The sequence below is a fragment of the Streptomyces sp. NPDC111606 genome (assembly GCF_055656945.1).
The window spans coordinates 213,485-233,196 of record NZ_JBVKBY010000003.1; the positions used below are offsets into that span (position 1 = coordinate 213,485).

14 protein-coding genes and 2 pseudogenes are annotated in these 19,712 nt (G+C 70.3%); 6 read left to right on the plus strand and 10 right to left on the minus strand.

Going from position 1 to position 19,712, the window contains the following annotated elements; genetic code table 11:
• Window positions 1-81: 81 nt before the first annotated feature.
• A complete protein-coding gene (locus ACZ7M7_RS12775) occupies window positions 82-2,997 on the minus strand; it encodes a glycoside hydrolase family 48 protein (protein ID WP_472115603.1) in 2,916 nt (971 codons plus the stop codon).
• A gap of 367 nt (window positions 2,998-3,364) precedes the next feature.
• Here ACZ7M7_RS12775 and ACZ7M7_RS12780 point away from each other — a divergent pair, with 367 nt between their 5' ends.
• Entirely contained in the window at window positions 3,365-5,077 is a 1,713-nt protein-coding gene (locus ACZ7M7_RS12780; RefSeq protein ID WP_472115606.1) for a glycoside hydrolase family 6 protein, read from the plus strand.
• Window positions 5,078-5,169: 92 nt separating this feature from the next.
• Here ACZ7M7_RS12780 and ACZ7M7_RS12785 read toward each other — a convergent pair whose 3' ends face one another.
• Window positions 5,170-5,940, minus strand: a complete 771-nt coding sequence (locus ACZ7M7_RS12785; protein ID WP_472115609.1) for a phytanoyl-CoA dioxygenase family protein — start codon at window positions 5,938-5,940, stop codon at window positions 5,170-5,172.
• Between the two features lie 136 nt (window positions 5,941-6,076).
• On the opposite strand from ACZ7M7_RS12785, the gene ACZ7M7_RS12790 reads away from it, so the two are divergent.
• Window positions 6,077-6,973, plus strand: coding sequence for a class I SAM-dependent methyltransferase (locus ACZ7M7_RS12790; RefSeq protein ID WP_472115612.1), 897 nt, complete (start codon window positions 6,077-6,079; stop codon window positions 6,971-6,973).
• A gap of 129 nt (window positions 6,974-7,102) precedes the next feature.
• Complete coding sequence (locus ACZ7M7_RS12795; RefSeq protein ID WP_472115615.1) at window positions 7,103-7,804, plus strand: SDR family oxidoreductase; 702 nt, start codon at window positions 7,103-7,105, stop codon at window positions 7,802-7,804.
• Window positions 7,805-7,831: 27 nt separating this feature from the next.
• Here ACZ7M7_RS12795 and ACZ7M7_RS12800 read toward each other — a convergent pair whose 3' ends face one another.
• Window positions 7,832-8,515, minus strand: coding sequence for a glycoside hydrolase family 75 protein (locus ACZ7M7_RS12800; protein ID WP_472115618.1), 684 nt, complete (start codon window positions 8,513-8,515; stop codon window positions 7,832-7,834).
• A 122-nt stretch (window positions 8,516-8,637) separates the two neighbouring features.
• Here ACZ7M7_RS12800 and ACZ7M7_RS12805 point away from each other — a divergent pair, with 122 nt between their 5' ends.
• Entirely contained in the window at window positions 8,638-9,249 is a 612-nt protein-coding gene (locus tag ACZ7M7_RS12805) for a hypothetical protein (protein WP_383600998.1), read from the plus strand.
• A gap of 84 nt (window positions 9,250-9,333) precedes the next feature.
• Here ACZ7M7_RS12805 and ACZ7M7_RS12810 read toward each other — a convergent pair whose 3' ends face one another.
• The 3 genes from ACZ7M7_RS12810 to ACZ7M7_RS12820 form a co-directional block, all read right to left on the minus strand.
• Window positions 9,334-10,167 (minus strand): aldo/keto reductase, encoded by an 834-nt coding sequence (locus ACZ7M7_RS12810; RefSeq protein WP_472115621.1) that lies wholly within the window; start codon window positions 10,165-10,167, stop codon window positions 9,334-9,336.
• A 95-nt stretch (window positions 10,168-10,262) separates the two neighbouring features.
• Window positions 10,263-12,089, minus strand: coding sequence for an AMP-dependent synthetase/ligase (locus tag ACZ7M7_RS12815; RefSeq protein ID WP_383600993.1), 1,827 nt, complete (start codon window positions 12,087-12,089; stop codon window positions 10,263-10,265).
• 249 nt (window positions 12,090-12,338) lie between these two features.
• A complete protein-coding gene (locus ACZ7M7_RS12820) occupies window positions 12,339-13,064 on the minus strand; it encodes an MFS transporter (protein WP_472115624.1) in 726 nt (241 codons plus the stop codon).
• A gap of 132 nt (window positions 13,065-13,196) precedes the next feature.
• Between ACZ7M7_RS12820 and ACZ7M7_RS12825 the strand changes: the two are divergent.
• Window positions 13,197-13,397: pseudogene (locus ACZ7M7_RS12825) on the plus strand (Lrp/AsnC ligand binding domain-containing protein); the annotation flags it as partial.
• 13 nt (window positions 13,398-13,410) lie between these two features.
• Here the strand turns inward: ACZ7M7_RS12825 and ACZ7M7_RS12830 are convergent.
• A complete protein-coding gene (locus ACZ7M7_RS12830; RefSeq protein ID WP_369274561.1) occupies window positions 13,411-14,274 on the minus strand; it encodes a LysR substrate-binding domain-containing protein in 864 nt (287 codons plus the stop codon).
• Between the two features lie 192 nt (window positions 14,275-14,466).
• Between ACZ7M7_RS12830 and ACZ7M7_RS12835 the strand changes: the two genes are divergently transcribed.
• Window positions 14,467-15,522 carry a bile acid:sodium symporter family protein gene (locus tag ACZ7M7_RS12835; protein WP_472115627.1) on the plus strand — a complete coding sequence of 352 codons (1,056 nt, stop codon included), beginning with the start codon at window positions 14,467-14,469 and terminating at the stop codon, window positions 15,520-15,522.
• Here the strand turns inward: ACZ7M7_RS12835 and ACZ7M7_RS12840 are convergent.
• From ACZ7M7_RS12840 to ACZ7M7_RS12850, 3 genes and pseudogenes are all read right to left on the minus strand, one after another.
• Window positions 15,458-16,693 carry a DUF4185 domain-containing protein gene (locus ACZ7M7_RS12840; protein WP_472115630.1) on the minus strand — a complete coding sequence of 412 codons (1,236 nt, stop codon included), beginning with the start codon at window positions 16,691-16,693 and terminating at the stop codon, window positions 15,458-15,460. The two genes, ACZ7M7_RS12835 and ACZ7M7_RS12840, sit on opposite strands and share 65 nt — an antisense overlap.
• A 19-nt stretch (window positions 16,694-16,712) precedes the next feature.
• Entirely contained in the window at window positions 16,713-18,596 is a 1,884-nt protein-coding gene (locus ACZ7M7_RS12845; protein WP_472115632.1) for an exo-alpha-sialidase, read from the minus strand.
• Between the two features lie 132 nt (window positions 18,597-18,728).
• Window positions 18,729-19,645 (minus strand): annotated as a pseudogene (locus ACZ7M7_RS12850) (quinone oxidoreductase family protein).
• Window positions 19,646-19,712 lie beyond the last annotated feature (67 nt).

Genomic DNA, 19,712 nt, shown 5'->3' on the forward strand with positions numbered 1-19,712 from the left:
AGGGGCGCGGGGAACCGCGCGACAGCCGCAGAAGGCCTGCAGTCGCCGGACAACCCCGCGCCCCAAGGCGCTCCGCGCCCCTTATTCGAGCAACTCCGCATACGAGCCCATGGCCAACGCAATGTCCGCCTGAGCCCAGAACCGGTGATACGTGAACGAAGGCGCCGCCCCGCCCGCGAGATACGCCTCGATCTTGGACCAGGCCGGATCGTCCTCGTAGAACGACCGGATCGAGTCGAAGGTCGACGACGAGTTGATCGCGTCACCGTTCGGCATGGTGCCGCTCCACCCGCTCGGGACGTAGATCCCGTCGTCGAAGCGGCTGTAGTCGGCGCGGGTCTCCGGGACGGCGATGCCGAGGTCGTCCTGGTGGTTGTCCCACATGCCGTCGAGCAGCGCCTTAGCCGTCGTCGCGGCCGCAGTGTCACCCGAGCGGTCGGCGTAGTACGTCAGGGTCTTGGCGTACGCGGCCGCCACGCCGACGTCGTTGGTGTAGTCGACGACGGTGACATGAAGTCCGGTGTTCGCGCCCGGACTTGACGGGTTCCAGGTGTCGGGTTGCCCCGACCACTGGAGCGTGGACGGGATCCGGTACGTACCGTCCGGATTGACGGTCGTCTCGGACAACGCCCAGTCGACCCACTTGTCGAGGACGCCCTTCGCGGCCGCGTTCCCCGTCTGCTGGTAGTACTCGGCCACCCGCTCCATCGACCACGCCTGGAAGCCGAACCACTGGTTGGACGGCGGGTCGTGGTAGACGGGCTGCTGGTCGTAGTACATGCCGTAGAAGGTCGACTTCCCGGCCGGCGGGGTCGCGTACCGGCCCGCCCAGCTGTTGGTCGCACCGCCCGCGATCGCGCCCTCGCTGGACTGCAGCCAGCGATAGAACTCGACCTGCCGCTCCAGCGACTTGGCCCAGTCCGCCTGCCCCGTCGCCGACTTGGGCTTCAGATCGGCATACGCGCTGAGTGCATACGCGGCCATCGGGTTCTGGTAGCCGCCGTGCGCATGGCTGGAGCCGATGCGCCAGGACCAGCCCGCCGAGGTGTCGGTGGCGCCGCCCCAGGCGTAGTACCAGGAGAGCAGGTAGTGCGAGGCGTCCTTGCCGGTGCCGGCGGGGCAGCCGGCGGGCCCCACGCAGTTGCCGATCTTCTTGAAGTACTTGTCGTACATCGCGTAGCGCAGGTAGTCGCCCATCTTCGCGGCCTTCGCCACGGTCGCGGAGATGTCACCCCCCTTGCCTTGCTCCTCGGCCCACTTGTCGGCCCAGTACGCGGCCTGCACCGCACGGGCGTCGGCGTCCGGGGCGTTGGTGAACTTCCACTGCCTGGCGTACGACGCGTCACCGGTGAAGAGGTCCAAGTACCCGTTCTTTCCGCCGTACTTGAACTGATCACAGGTCGGCTGAGGCACCGTCTCCCACACCGACTCCTGCGCACCGCGCTGGAAGGTGTTGATGTACGACGGCCCCGTGTCGCCCGGCCCCGCCTCGCACTTACCCGGCGAGTTGCCGTAGCCGTAGGTGTTGTCGACGTCCTGCAGCCAGTGCATGGCGTAGACGTCGTCCGTGCCGTACGCGCTCTTCAGTTCACCGGCGATGGGGTCCGAGCCGACCGAGACCGACGCGTCGAGCTTCGCCGGGTACTCGTTCGGGGTGTCGAGCTCGGGTGCGTACGTCGCCGGCTTCGAGGCGTTGTAGAAGGAGTTGGTCGGCTGGTCGGCGTGGGTCGGGATCATGTACTTCTCCATGATCTCCCAGGCGCCGTTGAACTTGGACCAGTCGCCCGTGACCTTGCCGTACATCGCCTGCAGCCAGAGAAGGTAGCTGTAGGCCTCGGACGTGGTCTCGTGGCCGTGGTCCGGCGCCTCGACGATCAGCGTCTCGATGGAGTGGTAGGGGATGCCCTCCGGCGAGAAGTAGCCGTTCGCCGGGTCGGTGATCTTGCCGTACAGCTCCAGGAAGCGTGCGTCGTACGCCTTCGTCGCCGCGATCTGGGTCACCGTGACCGACGCTTTCGCGTGCCCGTTGGCCGTCGACTCGAAAGTCGCCGCGCCGGTACCGGAATTGTCGGCGGTGATGGTGACCCGCTGCGCGGTGTTCCAGTTCGAGGGCGTGAAGGTGAGCGAGGCGCCGCCGGTCACCGACAGGCCCGAGTTGCCGCTCGTGCGGGCGGTTGTGACGGTGACATTGGCCGATGGCTGGGTCGACAGCTTCAGCTCGAACGTCGCCGTCCTGCCCTGCTGGACCGGGAGTTGGGCGGGAGTGGCCACCACGGCGGGACCGAAGGCGACCGTGATGCCGACCGGCGTGGACTCCGCGGACGCGCCGAGGCTGTCGTACCCCTTCGCCAGGAGCGAATGACTGCCCACGGTCAAGCTCGAGGCCGAGAGCGAGTACGGCGCCGTCGTGTCCGTGCCCAGCAGTGTCGTGTTGTCGTAGAACTCGACCTTGCTGATCGTCGCGCCGTCCGCGGCAGCGGCGGTGGCCGCGAGCGGGACGGCGTCGCCCTGCGAGTAGACGGCGCCAGCGGCCGGGCTGGTCAGCACGGTGATGGGGGGCTGGTGGGCGCCGGTGCAGCTGGTGCCGTTGATCGCGAAGTTCGTGGGGGCGGCGTTGGCGCCGCTGTAGCCGAACTGCGCGCCGGTGGTGACCGCGGCTCCGGCGGCGATCCGCCCGTTGTGGCCGGCGTTCTTCACCGTGATCGACTGGCCCGACTGGGACCAGGTGCCGTTCCAGCCGTTGCTGAGTCTCTGGTTGCCCGTGTAGCCGTACGTCAGGGTCCAGCCGTCGATGACGTCGGTGCCGCGGTTGGTGAGCGTCAGGTCCGCGGTGAAGCCGGAGCCCCAGTCGTTGGTCCGGTAGTCGACACTGCACTGAACGGCAGCTGCCTGAGCGGGAGTTGAGGCCGCGCTCAGCATGGTCAGGGGGAGCGCAAGGGCCGCCGTGACGGCCGTCCAGAACCGTCGTAGGGCTCTGCGTCTGCGTGGGGGATGCACGTGCTGGTTCCTCCTTGCGGCTCGGAGAAGTCAAGGCCTGAACCAGTGGGAGCGCTCCCATAGTGGAGATGGGGGTGCAAGGGGTCAAGGTGCTTGAAGAGTCGAAAAGATTCGATGCGTTCAGTTGAGCGAAAGTCAGCAACTCCCCTGTCCTTCACCGGCACTTGGCGCTAGCTTCATGGACACCAGTGGGAGCGATTCCATCACTCGACGCGTCCGTCACGACGTGCCGGAGCTGTGAGGAGTCGCTCATGCGACACCCCCCGCGTTCAGCAATTTCAGCCGTCGTCGGCACCTCCTCCTTGCCTCTTGCGCGCCCTGCACGGATGGACCGTCAGCACCCGCAACCAAGAAGGAACCCGCACTCATGACTCGTACCAGAACTGCGATGCTCGCCGCCCTGGCACTGGTCGCCGGGGCCTCGGGGACCGCGCTCGCCGCGGACCCCGGCGCAATCGGCACGGCCGCCGTCCCCTGCACGGTCGACTACAAGGTGCAGAACCAGTGGGACACCGGCTTCACCGCCGCCGTGACGGTCACCAACCAGGGTGCCGCCAAGTCCAACTGGTCGGTGAAGTGGTCGTACGCCGGAAACCAGAAGGTCACCAGCGGCTGGAACGCCAGGATCAGCCAGAGCGGTGCCGCGGTGACCGCCACCAACGAGACCTACAACGGGACCCTGTCGACGGGCGGATCCGTCAGCTTCGGCTTCCAGGGCTCCTACAGCGGCACCAACGCGATCCCGGCCACCTTCACCCTCGATGGTGTGGCCTGCAACGTCGACGACGGCTCGGGCCCCACCGACCCGACGGATCCCGACCCGACCGGCCCGAAGGCCGACAACCCGTACTCCGGGGCCAAGGTGTACGTGAACCCGGAGTGGTCCGCGAAGGCCGCCGCCGAGCCGGGCGGCAGCCGGATCGCGAACCAGCCGACCGGCGTCTGGCTCGATCGCATCGCCGCCATCAACGGCGTCAACGGCGGCATGGGTCTGCGCGACCACCTCGACGAGGCCCTGACCCAGAAGGGCTCCGGCGAACTCGTCGTCCAGCTGGTGATCTACAACCTCCCCGGACGCGACTGCGCGGCCCTCGCCTCCAACGGCGAACTCGGCCCGACGGAGCTCGGCCGGTACAAGACCGAGTACATCGACCCGATCGCCGCGATCCTCGCCGACCCGAAGTACGCCTCGCTGCGGATCGTGACGACCATCGAGATCGACTCACTGCCCAACCTGGTCACCAACACCGGAAGCAGGCCCACGGCCACCCCGCAGTGCGACGTGATGAAGGCCAACGGCAACTACCAGAAGGGCGTCGGCTACGCGCTGGGCAAGCTCGGTGACGCGCCCAACGTCTACAACTACATCGACGCAGGGCACCACGGCTGGATCGGCTGGGACGACAACTTCGCCGCCAGCGCGGCCGTGATGAAGGAGGCGGCCACAACCGAGGGCGCCACCGTCAACGACGTGCACGGCTTCATCGCCAACACGGCCAACTACAGCGCCCTGAAGGAGAACAACTTCACCGTCAACGACACCGTCGGCGGCAAGTCCGTGCGCGAGTCCAAGTGGGTCGACTGGAACCGGTACACCGACGAGCTGTCCTTCGCACAGGGCTTCCGCAACCAGCTCGTCACGACCGGCTTCAACTCCGGCATCGGCATGCTGATCGACACCTCCAGGAACGGCTGGGGCGGCACCGCACGGCCCGCCGGCCCGGGCGCGACGACCGACGTCGACACGTACGTCAACGGCGGCCGCTACGACCGCCGCATCCACGTCGGCAACTGGTGCAACCAGTCCGGCGCCGGACTCGGCGAGCGCCCGCAGGCCAATCCCGCGGCCGGGATCGACGCGTACGTCTGGATCAAGCCGCCGGGGGAGTCCGACGGTGCCAGCCGGGAGATCCCGAACGACGAGGGCAAGGGGTTCGACCGGATGTGCGACCCGACGTACACGGGCAACCCGCGCAACGGCAACAACCTGTCCGGCGCCCTGCCGGACGCTCCGCTGTCGGGGCACTGGTTCTCGGCGCAGTTCCAGCAGCTGATGCGGAACGCGTATCCGGCACTGTGATGGTTCGCTGGTGGCTTCGGCCGCGGGTTGTCCGTGGCTGGTCGCGCAGTTCCCCGCGCCCCTGACGGGGCGCGGGGGTCGCCGGGGGCTGGTCAGGTCTCCTGGGCCAGGCCCCGGCGGATCGCGAACTCCACCGCCGAGTAGTTCCCGTCGGCTCTGTCCAGGTCCAGCGGCACCGCCGGGTGCAGGGGTGGCTGTGCCATGAAGCGGGGGCGCGTGCCGTGGTTCGGCTGGGCGGCGTGCACCAGGAAGGGGTGGCAGAGGTAGACGTCGCCGGGGCGGCCGGTGGCGTGGGCGAGCGGGCGGTGCGCGGATGCCTCGGCGACCTTCGGGCCGAGCTCCAGGAAGGACGCGCCGGCCTCGCCGTACGGAGCCAGGACCGGTGGTACGTCGAGATGCGAGCCGACCCGGATCCGGGTCGGGGCGTCGTCCTCGGTGACCTCGCTGAACAGGAACAGCATGAGCAGCGCGCGGTCCTTCGAGTGCACGTTCGTATGCGGGTGCTCGGCGCCCTCGGGCACGTAGCTGCCCTCGATGTGCCAGCCCGCGTCGTCCGGTTCCTCCTCGTGCGGGAACCGCAGCGGGAAGCTGCCCAGCGAGTAGCGCGACTGCCAGCGATCCTCACCCACCAGCACGTCGAAGGCCTCGTGCAGGGCGGGGGTGTTGACGGCGGCCGCGAACGGGCCCTGCGCCATGTCGTACACCCAGTGCACGGGGTCCTTCCAGGTGGTCGGGTCCTGAGGGTCGTACCCCGTCTCCCGCCACAGCAGCCGCTCACAGTGCCCGGCGACGCGCGGCGGGAAGGCGCCTGCGATCCTCACGAACCCGTCCTCGAGGAAGCGCTCCACCATCTCGTCGTCCATCCGGCCATCGTGGGCGACCCGCCATGCGGGCCGCATCCCATTTTTGCGCTCGGTTGTTGCCGTTCCGGCAACGACAGTGGCCCCGCGGCGGTGCGTCGGCGCACGCTGGCCTCATCCGAAGGAGAGGCTGACGAACATGGCGCACAACCACCACGCAGACCGGCACGCCGATCACCATCACCACGACCACACCGACGTCGACTGGGCCGAGATGGGCCCGGAGCTGGAGGCGCAGGCGGAGCTGTTCACGCCCCTCTACGAGCACACCATGGCCTGGCTGGCCAAACGGCAGACCGAACCGGGGCTGATCGTCGACGCCGGCAGCGGCCCCGGCGTGATCGCCTGTCTGCTCGCCGACACCTTCCCCGGCGCCCGCGTCGTCGCCGTCGACGCTTCCGAGCCACTCCTGGAGCGCGCCGGCGCGCGGGCCGGGAGGCTCGGTGTCGCCGACCGTTTCGGCACCCTCGCCGGTGAACTCCCGGATGTGCTGGACGACTTGGACTATCCCGCCGATCTGCTGTGGGTCGGCCGCACCCTGCATCACCTCGGCGACCAGCGCGCCGCCCTCGCCGCGTTCGCCGCCCGCCTCACCCTCGGCGGCACGCTGGCGCTGCAGGAGGGTGGTCTGTCGGCCCGGTTCCTGCCGCGCGACGTCGGCTTCGGGCGGCCCGGGCTGCAGGCGCGCCTCGACGCGCTGGAGGAGGAGTGGTTCGCAGCGATGCGCGCGGACCTGCCCGGCACGGTCGTCGAGACCGAGGACTGGCCCGCCCTGCTCGCCGCGGCCGGCCTCCGGCCCAGCGGCACCCGCACCTTCCTCCTCGACCTGCCCGCCCCGACCACTGACCGCGCCCGCGCCTACGTCGTCACCACCCTGACCCGCACCCGCGACGGCATCGGCGACCACCTCGACGCCGACGACCGCGCGACCCTCGACCGGCTCCTCGACCCGGACGACCAGGCGAGCGTGTATCACCGGCCGGATCTGTTCCTGCTGGCGGCCCAGACGGTCTACACGGCCGTACGTACGAAGTGACGTCGGCCGACGCCTGCCGCTCGCTCCCCTCCGCGGTGCCTTGACTTCGAGAGCTCTCCAAGTGATGGACTCCCCTTCGTCCGTACGAGACACAGAACGACACGCGCAACGACACACAGGGGGATCACCATGACGGACTCACCCGTCGCGCTCATCACCGGCGGCGGCAGCGGTATCGGCGCCGCGGTCGCACGGCAGCTGCTGGAGGCCGGGTACCGGGTCACCGTCACCGGCCGGGGCGAGGCGCGGCTCCGTGGCTTCGCCGAGGGGCTCGGGGATCCGGACGGCTTGCTGACGGTCGTCGGGAACGCGGCCGACTACGGCGACGTCCAGGCGGCCGTCGAGACCACGCTCAAGGCGTTCGGCCGACTGGACACCGTCGTCGCCAACGCGGGTTTCGCGACCCATGACTCGGTCGCCGAGGGTGACCCGGCCGACTGGACCGAGATGGTGCTGACCAACGTCCTCGGCCCGGCCCTGCTGATCCGCGCGTCCGTCGACGCCCTCAAGGAGACCCGCGGCCGGATCGTCCTCGTCGGCAGCGTCGCCGGGTTCGTGCCCGGGCCGGGGAACATCTACGGGGCGACGAAGTGGGCGGTGACCGGGCTCGCCGAGAACACCCGGCGGCAGGTCACCGACTGGGGAATCGGCGTGACCCACATGGCCCCGGGCCGGGTGGAGACACCCTTCTGGGACGCCCACGGCAGTCTGCCGCCCGGGCATCTGCTCACCGCCGACCAGATCGCCGACTCGGTGGTGTGGGCCGTCCGGCAGCCCGACGGTGTGGACGTCAACACCGTGGTCGTACGGCCGCTCGGACAGCCCAACTGACCTGATCCCCGGATCGGTCACCCGGAATCAGCTGCCCCTGACGAACTCCTTCGCCAGCTTCTCGCCCAGCGTGGCCGCCGCGCTGTGGTTCTCGATGGGCGAGACCTGCGAGTTCCTGAAGAGGATGTACGTCACGCCGGAGGCGGCCCCGCCGGCGGCCGGGTCGGGGTCGATGCCGAGGGCCTCGGCGGCGGCGTAGGAGGCCTCGCCGATGATCTGCTGCGGGCCGGTGTCGCCGACCACGGCGTACAGGACCTGGTCGTCGTGGACGACCGCCGCCACGCCGCCGCCCTTGATGGCGGCGGCGCGGTAGTCCCAGGTGCCGCCGGGACTGGGGACGACGACGTACGGCAGTGTGTCGGACCGCAGGGGCTTGCCGTCGGACTGGTGGAACGCCGTGTCCGGGAGGAACCAGGGGTCGGTGGTCTCGTTGCAGCTGTCGGTGCGCCGGCCGTCGCAGTCGATGTCCATGTCGGCGGTCCAGAACACGGCACTCTTCGTGCCGCAGACGGGGATGGTGGCCGGGGCCGCCTGGTCGGTGCGGTACTTGCCGTGCGAGATCTGCGAGCAGGACGTCACCTTCGCGAGGAGGTCGGCCGCGCTCACGACGGCTTCCTCGGGGTCCGCCGGCCGGGCCTGCGCGGGAAGCGCCGCGGTGGCCAGCAGCGCGGCTCCGGAGGCCGCTGCGAGGGTCAGTCTTCGGGTGCGCACTGTGGAGGGGGCCCTTCCGTCGGGAAAGTTTCCTTACTGATGGCTGATTGCGACGCCATGCCCCCAGTAGAAGACTGGACGTAGCGAAAAGTTCGCATATGCCCGGATTTCCGGGAGGTGTCATGTTCGTACGCGCTGTCTACACGACTGGTGATCCCGCGAAGATCGACATGGCCATCAGGGCGATGAACACACAGGGGCGCGATCTGCTGGAGGACCGGCCGGGATACCGGGGAGCGAGTGTCTTCGTGGACCGGGTCCTCGGGAAACTGCTCGCAGCGAGCTGGTGGGAGTCGGAGCAGGCCCGCCGCAACAGCGACGAGGTGCTGCGCGAGCGGCGGTCGGCGATGCTGGAGCCGTTCGCGGGGACCCTGGCGGTCGAGAACTACGAGGCGCTGGTCTTCCATCAGGTCCGGCAGCCACAGGCGGGCGGCGGACTGCGGCTCACCAGGCTGGAGTTCGACCCGATGGACACGGACCTGCTCGCCGACACGTTCCGGGCGACGGTGGTGCCCAAGCTGGAGACGCTCCCCGGGCTCGCCAGGGCGTCCCTCATGGTCGACCGGGAGCGCGGGCGCGGGATCGCCGGAGTGGTCTTCGTCGACCAGACGTCCCTGGCGGCGTCCCGAGCCGGTCAGGCGGGGGCCCGGCACGAGGGCGCGGCCAAGGCGCATGTGTCCGTGGTCGGGCTGGAGGAGTTCGAGGTCGTCCACACCGACGTGCGCGGTGACTGAGGTCGGTGACCGGGGTGACACGTACGCGTCCGCCCGCCGCTCATACAGCTGAGCGGCGGGCGGAGTGCCGTACGGAAACGGACGTCAGGCGTCGAACGTCGCCGGGTCCGGGCCGAGGCGCCGGTCCTCGTTCAGCGCGCTGATCGCCGCGAGGTCCTCGTCGTCCAGGCTGAAGTCGAAGACCCCGATGTTCTCCTTGATCCGCGACGGCGTCACGGACTTCGGGATCACGACGTTGCCCAGCTGGAGGTGCCAGCGCAGCACGACCTGCGCCGGGGTGCGGTCGTGCTTCTGTGCGATGGCGACGATCGCCGGAACCTCCAGCAGCCCCTTGCCCTGGCCGAGCGGCGACCAGGCCTCGGTGGCGATGCCCTGCGCGGCGTGGAACTCGCGGGAGGCGTGCTGCTGCAGATGCGGGTGCAGCTCGATCTGGTTGACCGCGGGGACGACCGACGTCTCGTCGATCAGGCGCCGAAGGTGCTCCGGAAGGAAGTTGGAGACACCGATCGCGCGGACGCGGCCGTCGGCGTGGAGCTTCTCGAACGCCTTGTAGGTGTCGACGTAGGTGCCACGGGCCGGCAGCGGCCAGTGGATGAGGTACAGGTCGATGTGGTCCAGGCCGAGCTTCTCCAGGGACACGTCGAAGGCGCGCAGCGTGGCGTCGTAACCCTGGTCGCCGTTCCAGAGCTTGGTGGTGACGAAGATGTCCTCGCGGGGGACGCCGGAGGCGGCGATGGCCTTGCCGGTGCCCTCCTCGTTGCCGTAGATCGCCGCTGTGTCGATGCTGCGGTACCCGGCCTCCAGCGCCGTCGCGACCGCCTGCTCGGCCTCGTCGTCCGGCACCTGCCAGACGCCGAAGCCCAGCTGGGGCATCTCGACGCCGTTGTTGAGGATGATCGGGGGGACCTTGCTGCTCACGAGCTCTTGATCCTTACGGTTGTCGTCAGGTGGTACTCACCATCGTCAACGATCACAGGCGCCCATGCATTCCGGACCGGAGAAAAAGGCGGGACTCACGCCTGGTACAACGCGTCGACCTCACCCGAGTACGCGTTCTCGATCGCCTTGCGCTTCAACTTCAGCGACGGCGTGAGCAGTCCGTGCTCCTCGGTGAACGGCTGGGCGAGGATCCGGAACGTGCGGATCGACTCGGCCTGCGAGACAAGGGTGTTGGCGGCGACGACCGCGCGCCGCACCTCGGTCTCCAGGTCGGCGTCGCGTACCAGTTGGGCCGGGGTCATCTGGGGTTTGTCGCGCATCATCAGCCAGTGCTCGACGGCCTCCTGGTCGAGGGTGACCAGGGCCGCGATGTACGGGCGATCGTTGCCGACGACGATGCACTGGGAGACCAGCGGGTGGTCGCGGACGCGCTCCTCCAGCACGCCCGGCGAGACACTCTTGCCGCCGGACGTGACCAGGATCTCCTTCTTGCGGCCGGTGATGGTGAGGTAGCCGTCCTCGTCGAGGGACCCCAGGTCACCGGTGGCCAGCCAGCCGTCGTGCAGGGCCTCGTCGGTGGCCTTCTGGTTGTTGAGGTAGCCCTGGAAGACGTTGCCGCCGTGCAGCCAGACCTCGCCGTCGTCCGCGATGTGCACGGTCGTGCCCGGGATGGGCTGCCCGACGGTGCCGTAGCGGGTGCGATAGGGCGGGTTGGCGGTCGCGGCCGCCGTGGACTCGGTGAGGCCGTACCCCTCGTAGACGTGGACCCCGGCGCCCGCGAAGAACAGGCCGAGCCGTCGGTCCATCGCCGAGCCGCCGGTCATGGCCTGCTTGATCCGGCCGCCCATCGCGGCCCGCATCTTGGAGTAGACGAGTTTGTCGAAGAGCTGGTGCTGCATGCGCAGACCGGCCGACGGGCCGGGGCCGATGCCCCACGCCTTGGCCTCCACGGCGTCCGCGTACTTCACGGCCACCTCGACGGCCTTCTCGAAGGGGCCGGACTTGCCTTCCTTCTCGGCCTTGCGACGGGAGGCGTTGAAGACCTTCTCGAAGATGTACGGCACGGCGAGGAAGAACGTCGGCTTGAACGCGGCGAGGTCCGGCAGCAGGGCGGCCGCGTTCATCTGCGGCTGGTGGCCGAAGCGGACCTTGCCGCGGATCGCGGCGACCTGCACCATCCGCCCGAAGACGTGCGCGAGCGGCAGGAACAGCAAGGTCGCCGCCTCGTCGCCCTTCTTGGAGTGGAAGACCGGCTCCCAGCGCTCGATGACCGTGTCGGTCTCGTACATGAAGTTGCCGTGCGAGATCACACAGCCCTTGGGGCGGCCCGTGGTGCCCGAGGTGTAGATGATCGTCGCGATCGAGTCCGGCGTGACCGCCTGCCGGTGGCGGTGGACCACCTCGTCGTCGAGGTGGGCGCCGGCGTCGTACAGCTCCTGCACGGCGCCCGAGTCCAGCTGCCACAGCTGGTGCAGCTGCGGCAGCCGGTCGATGACCGTGGCGATCGTCATCGCGTGGTCCTCGTGCTCCACGATCGCCGCCGACACCTCGGCGTCGTACAGCGTCCAGAAGCACTGCTCGGCCGAGGAGGTCGGGTAGATCGGAACCACCTGGGCGCCGATCGTCCACAGTGCGAAGTCGAAGAGCGTCCACTCGTACCGGGTACGGGACATGATCGCGACCCGGTCGCCGAACCGGATGCCGCGGGCGAGAAGGCCCTTGGCCAGGGCGAGCACTTCGTCCCGGAACTCGGCGGCGGTGACGTCCCGCCAGTTCCCGTGGTCGTCCTTGCGCCCGAGGGCGACATGGAGCGGGTCCTCCTGGGCATGTTGGAAGACGACGTCGGCCAGGCCGCCCACCGGCGGTGCCAACGCAAACGGAGGGTTGGTGAACTCGCGCAAACCCCGCTCCCCGCTCCGAATGGCCTCGGCTGACGCTCCGCGCAGCGCCGTGAAAGCTACCCCACCCGCGTTTCGGACGGGAGGGGGCCGGAAATCGCCGGGCGCTCGGGTATGCACTGGTCAGCGTCGGAAAATGCGCTCACATAGGGAAGGGTCGGACAGAAAACTGACGGTTGAGTAAGTTTCGGACCCGTAATCTCCACCGAATCTGTACGACCCGACTACCCGGTACGGGCCCTGTTGATCATGTCATCCCCTGCGTGCCGTCGTCTCCTCCGTCTCTGCCTGTGCCAGCGCGCGAGGGCCCGCAGATGTCACCGTGGTCTTCGTCACGCGTGGCCTCCTGACCAGCGCGAGGACCAGCACTCCGGCCACGGCCGCCGTCGAGCCCGCCACCACCGCGACCGCGTCGAGCCCGCCTGCGAACGCGGCGCGCAGCACGCCCTCCCCGAAGACGTCCCGCAGCGCACCGGCACCGCCGCCCGCGAGGGCGTGGCCCGCGTCCGCGGGCAGCGTGTCGCACATCCGCGACGTCAGCACCGTGCCGAACAGGGCGATGCCCACCGCGTACCCCAGCTGCCGGAAGGTGTTCACGGCACCGCCCGCCATGCCGGCCCGCTCCGGCGGTACGGCGGCCGGCGCGGCACCCGCGATACCGGGCGACACCCGCCCCGTACCGGCACCCACCAGCACCAGCCCCGGTATCAGGGCACTTGCCGTCGACCCGGCGTCCAGCACCGCCATGCAGTACTGGCCCGCCCCGATCAGCAGCAGCCCGCCGCCGATGGTGAGCCGCGCCGGCACCCCGTGCAGCAGCCGACCGCCGGCCGCCGCGACCACGAACGACGCCAGCGACAGCCACAGGAAGACCGCCCCGCCGCGCACCGCGCTCATCCCCAGCAGGGTCTGCAACCAGATCGAGGTGTACGCCATGGCGCCGAACGCCGCCGCATTGAAGGCGAGCGCGCCCGCCATCACCCCCGAAGCAGACCAGCGCCAACGCCGAACCGGCGAACCACACCAGCGTCCCCGGCTCGCCCCACCCGTGACTTCCGGCCCGCACGGCCCGTATGTCAGGGCCCCAGCGAATGCCACGAACGTCACCGTGCCCGCCCAGACGAGATCGCCCACGCCGCGGCGACGGCGGGGCCGTGCAGCATCGTGGCCACGGCGGTGGTGCGGAACACGGCGGACCTGTACGCGTATCTGAGCGGGCCGCTCGGGCGGCTGGAAGGCGTACAGCACGTGGAGTCGTCGGTGTTCCTGCGGCGTGTGAAGCAGCTGACGTATCAGCGCCCGCCGCGCTGAAGCGCCCCGCGCCCTAACGGCGGTGCAACCGGTCCCCGCCCGCCAGAATCGCCCCCGCCAACGCATCCGCGGCCCCCTGAGCCGCCGTCCGTCGCCGGCCGTGCACCAGCACGAAGTCGACCCGCCCCAGTTCCGGCAGCCCGGACCGGTCGGGCACCCGCACCAGGCCCGGCGGAATCAGGCCCCGGGAGTGCGCCATCACGCCGAGCCCGGCTCGTGCGGCCGCGATCAGTCCGTTGAGGCTGCCGCTCGTGCACACGATCCGCCAGTCACGCCCCTGCCGCTCCAGCGCCTCCAGCGCGAGCGCCCTGGTGATGCCCGGTGGCGGATAGACGATCAGCGGCACCGGACGGTCCGGCTCCAGGCGCAGCCGCTCCGCGCCGATCCACACCAGCCGGTCGTGCCAGACCAGGTCGCCCCGCCGGTCCTCGGGCCGCCGCTTGGCGAGCACCAGGTCCAGCTTTCCGGCTTCCAGTTGCTCGTGCAGGGTGCCGGAGAGTTCGACCGTCAGCTCCAGATCGACCTCGGGGTGGTCGTGGCGGAAGCCCTCCAGGATCTCCGGCAGCCGGGTCAGCACGAAGTCCTCGGACGCGCCGAAGCGGAGCCTGCCGCGCAGCCGGGTGCCGGTGAAGAACGCCGTCGCCTGCTCGTGCACCTCCAGGATCCGCCGGGCGAAGCCGAGCATCGCCTCGCCGTCCTCGGTCAGCTCCACGGAGTGCGTGTCCCGGGTGAACAGCGGCCGCCCGGTGACGTCCTCCAGGCGGCGTACGTGCTGGCTGACCGTGGACTGGCGCAGCCCGAGGCGGCGGGCGGCCTGAGTGAAGCTCAGGGTCTGGGCCACCGCGAGGAACGTACGCAGATGAGACGGGTCGTACATGACCCGAGCCTAGCGCGGGCTATCGCGGAACGTGATGACAGTCAGAGTGGTGTGCCGGATTCCCGATCGCTGATCGCCGGAGGACGATGGAGAGGGCACGTCCGTGCCGGGAACCCGAAGTTCAGCGAAGCGACAGCCAGTACGACAGCGAAGTAGTGGAGCACAGTGAAACGCCTGCAATGGCCGCGTTGGATGCCGATCGACCCGTACATCCTGCTGCTGCTCGGGACCGTGGGCCTCGCGGCCCTGTTCCCGGCGCGCGGGACGGCCTCCGATGTGGCGTCCGGGGCCTCCACGGCCGCGATCGCCTTCCTGTTCTTCCTCTACGGCGCCCGCCTGTCCACCCGTGAGGCGATGGACGGCCTGAAGCACTGGCGGCTCCATGTCACCGTCCTGGCCTGCACCTTCGTCGTCTTCCCGCTGCTGGGGCTGGCGGCTCGCGGGCTTGTCCCGGTGCTGCTGACGCACCCCCTCTACCAGGGCCTGCTCTTCCTCACCCTCGTCCCGTCGACCATCCAGTCCTCGATCGCCTTCACCTCGATGGCCCGCGGCAACGTGCCCGCGGCGATCTGCGCCGGCTCCTTCTCCTCGCTGGTGGGCATCGTCATCACCCCGCTCCTCGCGGCAGCCGTGCTCGGCGGCACCGGGGGCGGCTTCTCCGCCGACTCGGTGGTCAAGATCGTCCTGCAACTGCTCGTGCCGTTCGTCGCCGGGCAGTTGCTGCGCCGCTGGATCGGCGGCTTCGTCACCCGGCACAAGAAGGTCCTCGGGCTCGTCGACCGCGGCTCGATCCTGCTGGTCGTCTACACCGCGTTCAGCGCGGGCATGGTCCAGGGCATCTGGCACCAGGTGAGCCCGCTACGGCTGGGCGGGCTGCTCGCCGTCGAGGCGGTGCTGCTGGCCGTGATGCTGCTGCTGACCTGGTACGGCGCCAAGGCGCTGCGCTTCGACCGCGAGGACCGCATCGCGATCCAGTTCGCCGGCTCGAAGAAGTCCCTCGCCGCCGGGCTGCCCATGGCGAGCGTCCTGTTCGGCGCGCACGCCTCGCTGGCCGTCCTGCCGCTGATGCTGTTCCACCAGATGCAGCTGATGGTGTGCGCGGTCATCGCCAAGCGCCGGGCCCGCGACGCCGAGGCCCGCGACGCCGAGGCCCGCGACGCCGAGGGCGCCGCCCCCGAGCCGGTCACCGCGTCTGCGCCACCCGCAGCGTCACGAACCGCGGTCGGTACAGGGACACGTTCCGGCTGAGCTGCGCCGCCGCGCCGCCCGTCTCCAGCCAGTTCACGTCGTAGCTCAGAACGAGGCGTCCGTCGTCGCTCAACTCGGGGTGTATCTGCGGGTTGTAGGCGGCGACCTGGCCGCCCTGCGGCAGCGCCGGGCTGAAGTCCTTCGTCGGCCCGTGCCAAGGGCCGGCGGGGGAGCACGCCCAGTACGACGTGACGGTCGTCAGCCCCTTCGTGCCCGCGGCCATCGTGAACAGGACGTACGTCCCCCGCACCCGCGCCACCGAGAAGGCACTCCCCACCCCCGTGCGCTGCCCGTCCCCGAGCACCGCGCGCGGCCGGGCACCCGACCCGGCCCACTCGGAGCCGTTCCAGTACCGCCAGGCAGCCGGCTCGGCGAGCCTGCCCTCGGGCACGCGCGCCACGTATGCGTGCGAGGCCGGCCGGGACGCGGCCTGACCGTCGTCGCCGCCGAAGACATACGTCCAGCCGTCCTCCTCGACCAGCGTCGTCCCGAACAGGACGCGCCGGGAGGGATCAGGCACCAGCTGCTGGTCGAGAACCTTCACCACCGACTCGACCCGCAGATCGGGCAGCGTGAGCGTGGCGACCTCGGTGGCGGTGGGCACGCCGAAGATCCAGGGCGGCTGCCCGGCCGCGCGCACCCACAGCAGCACCCGCAGCACCCGCTCCGACGAGCCGGGGGAGCGGGGCTCGACGCGGGCCGCGACCGGCCAGCGCCACTGGTTCGGCGCGGGGTCGGGGAAGAGCGGCGTGGCCAGCGTGCGCTCCAGGCGCCCGTCGCGCATGACGACCGCCGAGTTGCGCACCAGGGGAGCGGTCGCCTCCCGCCAGGTGTGGGACTCGCCGAACGGGTTGGGCGGCGAGTACACCTGGCCGAGGTAGGTGTCCGAGAACAGCCACAGCACACGGCCGTCCGGCAGCCGTACCGAGTGCGTGCCGTCGCCGCCGGTCCAGTCGTCGGTGCGGGACGGGTTGTCGCCGTACCGGGCGAACTCGCCGGTGAGCCTGTCGTCGGCCGACCAGGCCGCGACCGAGTGCGGTGCACACGCGCCACCGCCCTCCCGTTCGCCGTCGTCCGGGAGGGCGGTGAGCAGCACGGCCGCGAGAACCAGGGCCAGCAGTATGCCGAGGCCGGTTCCCGTGCGCTGCCGTGCTCGTGCGTCGTCGGGCACGCACGGGACGTTAGTGGCCTCAGCGCACTTGGTCCATGGGCAGCCACAGGACGGTGTCGGAGGTGGCCGAAGTCCTACCGGTCGTGCGGGCCCGTGCCGCGGCGGTGAGCTCCGCGTCGCCGAGCGCCCGGTTCCACACGTGCACGTCGTCGATCGCGCCGGTGAGGAACGCCCTGCTGTCCATGCGCTGGCCGACATGCACGCCGAACGGCGAGTTGCGGCTGACCGAACCGGCCACGTCCGTGGTGCTGATGGCCCTGCCGTCGACGAACAGCGTCAGCCGGCCGCCGCCGCGCCGCAGCGCGAGGTGGTGCCACTCGCCGTCGTTGTGGGCGTCCCCGGCCCACACGGACGCCGTGCGCACCGTCCCGAACCCCTCCCGGGTGGTGATCAGGCCGCGCACCCGGTCGCTGTCCGGCTCGCCACGCAGCCAGATCTGGGGCTGGGTGCTGCCGATCCCGCCCATCCACAGGAACGGCTGTTCGCCGGAGGCCGCGGAGTAGCGGAAGAACAGCGAGACCGTGAACTCGCCGGTGCCGAGGGGGAGTCGGGACCGGTACGGCAGCCGTACGGCGTCGTTGTCGCCGTCGAACTCGAAGGCATTGCCCAGCACTCCGTCCGTCACCTCGGGGCCGCCGAGGACGCTCGCGCGGGGTGCGCTGGGGGCGAGGTCCAAGGTGGTCGGATCGGCGCCGCGCCGCGGTCCCAGCCAGTCCTCGTTGAAGCGGGCGAAGCGGATCTCGTCGCGCGCGTCGACGGCCCCGCCCTCGTACATCAGGCCCACCGTGGACGCGTCCACGTCCACCATGTCGGAGTAGCCCGACCAGTCCGTGGTGACGACCTTGCCGCGGTCCGCACTGTCCCAGGTGGCGCCGCCGTCGTACGAGGACCTGACCATCATGGTCCGCCGGCGGTCCGGGTCGCCGGGGGCGGACAGCAGCAGCCGGTTGCCCAGGCGGAGCGTGGCTCCCTGGACCTGGGGCGTGTAGAGGTCCGGAAGGTCGCGGAACGGGCCGGTGAAGGTGGTGCCGCCGTCCTGGCTGTATGTCTGGCTGCGATGGCCGAGATCGGTGCCGTCCTGTTCCCTGCCGCTGATCAGGATCGTGCCGTCCGTGCGCTCGGTGAGGGTCACCTCGGACGGCTTCTGCCGGTAGGTGCCGTCGGCCGCGGAGATGGGCCAGGAGTCGGTGGCGCCGACCTTCCAGGTGTTGCCGCCGTCGTCGCTGACGATGAGCGCGGCGTGGTTGGCGCTGACCCGACTGCCGTCCCAGGTCTCGGTGTTGACGCCGAAGACGAGCCGGCCGGCGTGCTTGCCCTTGGTGAGCTGGATGCCGTGCACGGGGCCGGTGGCATACCAGGAGTTCCACTCCTCGGGCAGTATCTGGTCGCTCAGATCGCGCGGCGCCGACCAGGTCGCGCCGTCGTCGTCGCTGTACTGCAGATGAGGGGTGCGATCACACGGCACGGTGCAGCTGCCGCTGTCCGTGCGGCCCGTGTTGTACGTTTCCGCCAGCAGGATGCGGCCGGTCTCGCGGTCCACGATCGGTGCCGGGTTGCCGTGCGTGTCGCCGGCGCCCTCGTTGACGACCTGGAGCGGCCCCCAGGTGCGGCCGCCGTCCGTCGACCGCTTGAGCACGATGTCGATGTCGGCGGCGTCGCCGCAGTTGAGCACGCGCCCTTCGGCGAACGCCAGCAGCGTGCCGTCCTTGGACTTCACGATCGCCGGAATGCGGAAGCAGGCGTACCCGGGATCCTGGGACGCCTTGAAGAGGACCTGCTGCTCGAACGACGGTGTCTTGGTGGCCGGTTGGGACTCGGCCGGACTTAACGTCGCGGCCGTCGCGAGGGTGGCGACGGCCGCGACGAGGGCAGCTCTGAGACGTGCGCGAACTCTTGAAGGCATGGTGCGGCCCGCCCCTTCATCGTCTGGTCATGCGTCCAGGCATCCGAACATTCGGACATCCCACGTCCAAAGTGCGCGTCACAGACGTTAGTTGGGCTATCGCACACATCACAAGAACCGTGCACGTGTCACTCACGTATGGAGTACTACTTTCCCTCGGTTGGCCCGCGTCTCGACCGCCACATGGGCCTCGAGGGCCTCCTCCAGAGTGAACGCCCCGTGCACGGCGGGCTTGACGGCGCCTTTCTCGAACAGCTCCCACAGCTCCCGCCGCCATCGCTCGTACGACTCCGGCTCGCCTCGGGCGATGCGTGCCATCTGGAATCCGACGACGGACTTGGCGCCTACAAGAAGGTCGTATGCCTGAATTGTCCCGCCGCCCGAACTGTAGGCCACGAGCCGCCCGCCCGGCGTGAGCGCCGCGAGGGCGGGGCCCAGCAGGTCGCCGCCGACGGCGTCGAGGACGTAGTCGACGGGGTCCCCCCAGTCCTCGTCCCGGTACGTGACGACCTCGTCGGCGCCGAGGGAGCGCACGAAGTCCGCCTTTGCCGGATCGGAGACGGCGCCCACGACCCGTCCCGCGCCCCGCACCCGCGCCAGCTGCACGGCCAGGTGTCCCACCCCGCTCGCCGCCGCGGTGATCAGTGCCGCCTCCCCGCGCCGCGGCCGGCCGGCCTCCAGTGCGCCGAGCGCCACCAGGCCGCTGCGGACGAGGGCGACCGCGTCGACGGCGGTGGCGGTGTCGGGGACGGGGGAGGCCATGCCCTCCTGCAGGACCGCGTAGTCGGCGTATCCGTGTCCGAAGCACAGGCCGGTCACGCGGTCGCCGGTGCGGAAGCGGCCGGCTCCGGAACCCAGGGCCACGACCTCGCCCGCGATCTCGCCGCCCAGCGGGACGGGGTCGGCCGTCTCGGTGACCTTGCGGACCACGGGGAGCGTGACGCCGACGGCCTCGCAGCGGACGAGCAGCTCGCCGGGCCGGGTTCCGGGACGGGGGCCTCCTCCAGGAACAGGGGGCCGCCGGTGGATTCGTAGCGGACGCGGCGCACCGCACCTCCAGGATTCATTGGGATCACCAACGGTTTGAGCGATGCTGACGCTAGCCGTCGGTCATGG

What these genes read in the sequence shown, in the direction of transcription:
- ACZ7M7_RS12780 (WP_472115606.1), top strand. Translation starts at nt 3,365, where the DNA reads ATGACTCGTACCAGAACTGCGATGCTCGCCGCCCTGGCACTGGTCGCC.
- ACZ7M7_RS12785 (WP_472115609.1), bottom strand. Translation starts at nt 5,940, where the DNA reads ATGGACGACGAGATGGTGGAGCGCTTCCTCGAGGACGGGTTCGTGAGG.
- ACZ7M7_RS12790 (WP_472115612.1), top strand. Translation starts at nt 6,077, where the DNA reads ATGGCGCACAACCACCACGCAGACCGGCACGCCGATCACCATCACCAC.
- ACZ7M7_RS12795 (WP_472115615.1), top strand. Translation starts at nt 7,103, where the DNA reads ATGACGGACTCACCCGTCGCGCTCATCACCGGCGGCGGCAGCGGTATC.
- ACZ7M7_RS12805 (WP_383600998.1), top strand. Translation starts at nt 8,638, where the DNA reads ATGTTCGTACGCGCTGTCTACACGACTGGTGATCCCGCGAAGATCGAC.
- ACZ7M7_RS12820 (WP_472115624.1), bottom strand. Translation starts at nt 13,064, where the DNA reads ATGGCGGGCGCGCTCGCCTTCAATGCGGCGGCGTTCGGCGCCATGGCG.
- ACZ7M7_RS12830 (WP_369274561.1), bottom strand. Translation starts at nt 14,274, where the DNA reads ATGTACGACCCGTCTCATCTGCGTACGTTCCTCGCGGTGGCCCAGACC.
- ACZ7M7_RS12835 (WP_472115627.1), top strand. Translation starts at nt 14,467, where the DNA reads ATGCCGATCGACCCGTACATCCTGCTGCTGCTCGGGACCGTGGGCCTC.
- ACZ7M7_RS12845 (WP_472115632.1), bottom strand. Translation starts at nt 18,596, where the DNA reads ATGCCTTCAAGAGTTCGCGCACGTCTCAGAGCTGCCCTCGTCGCGGCC.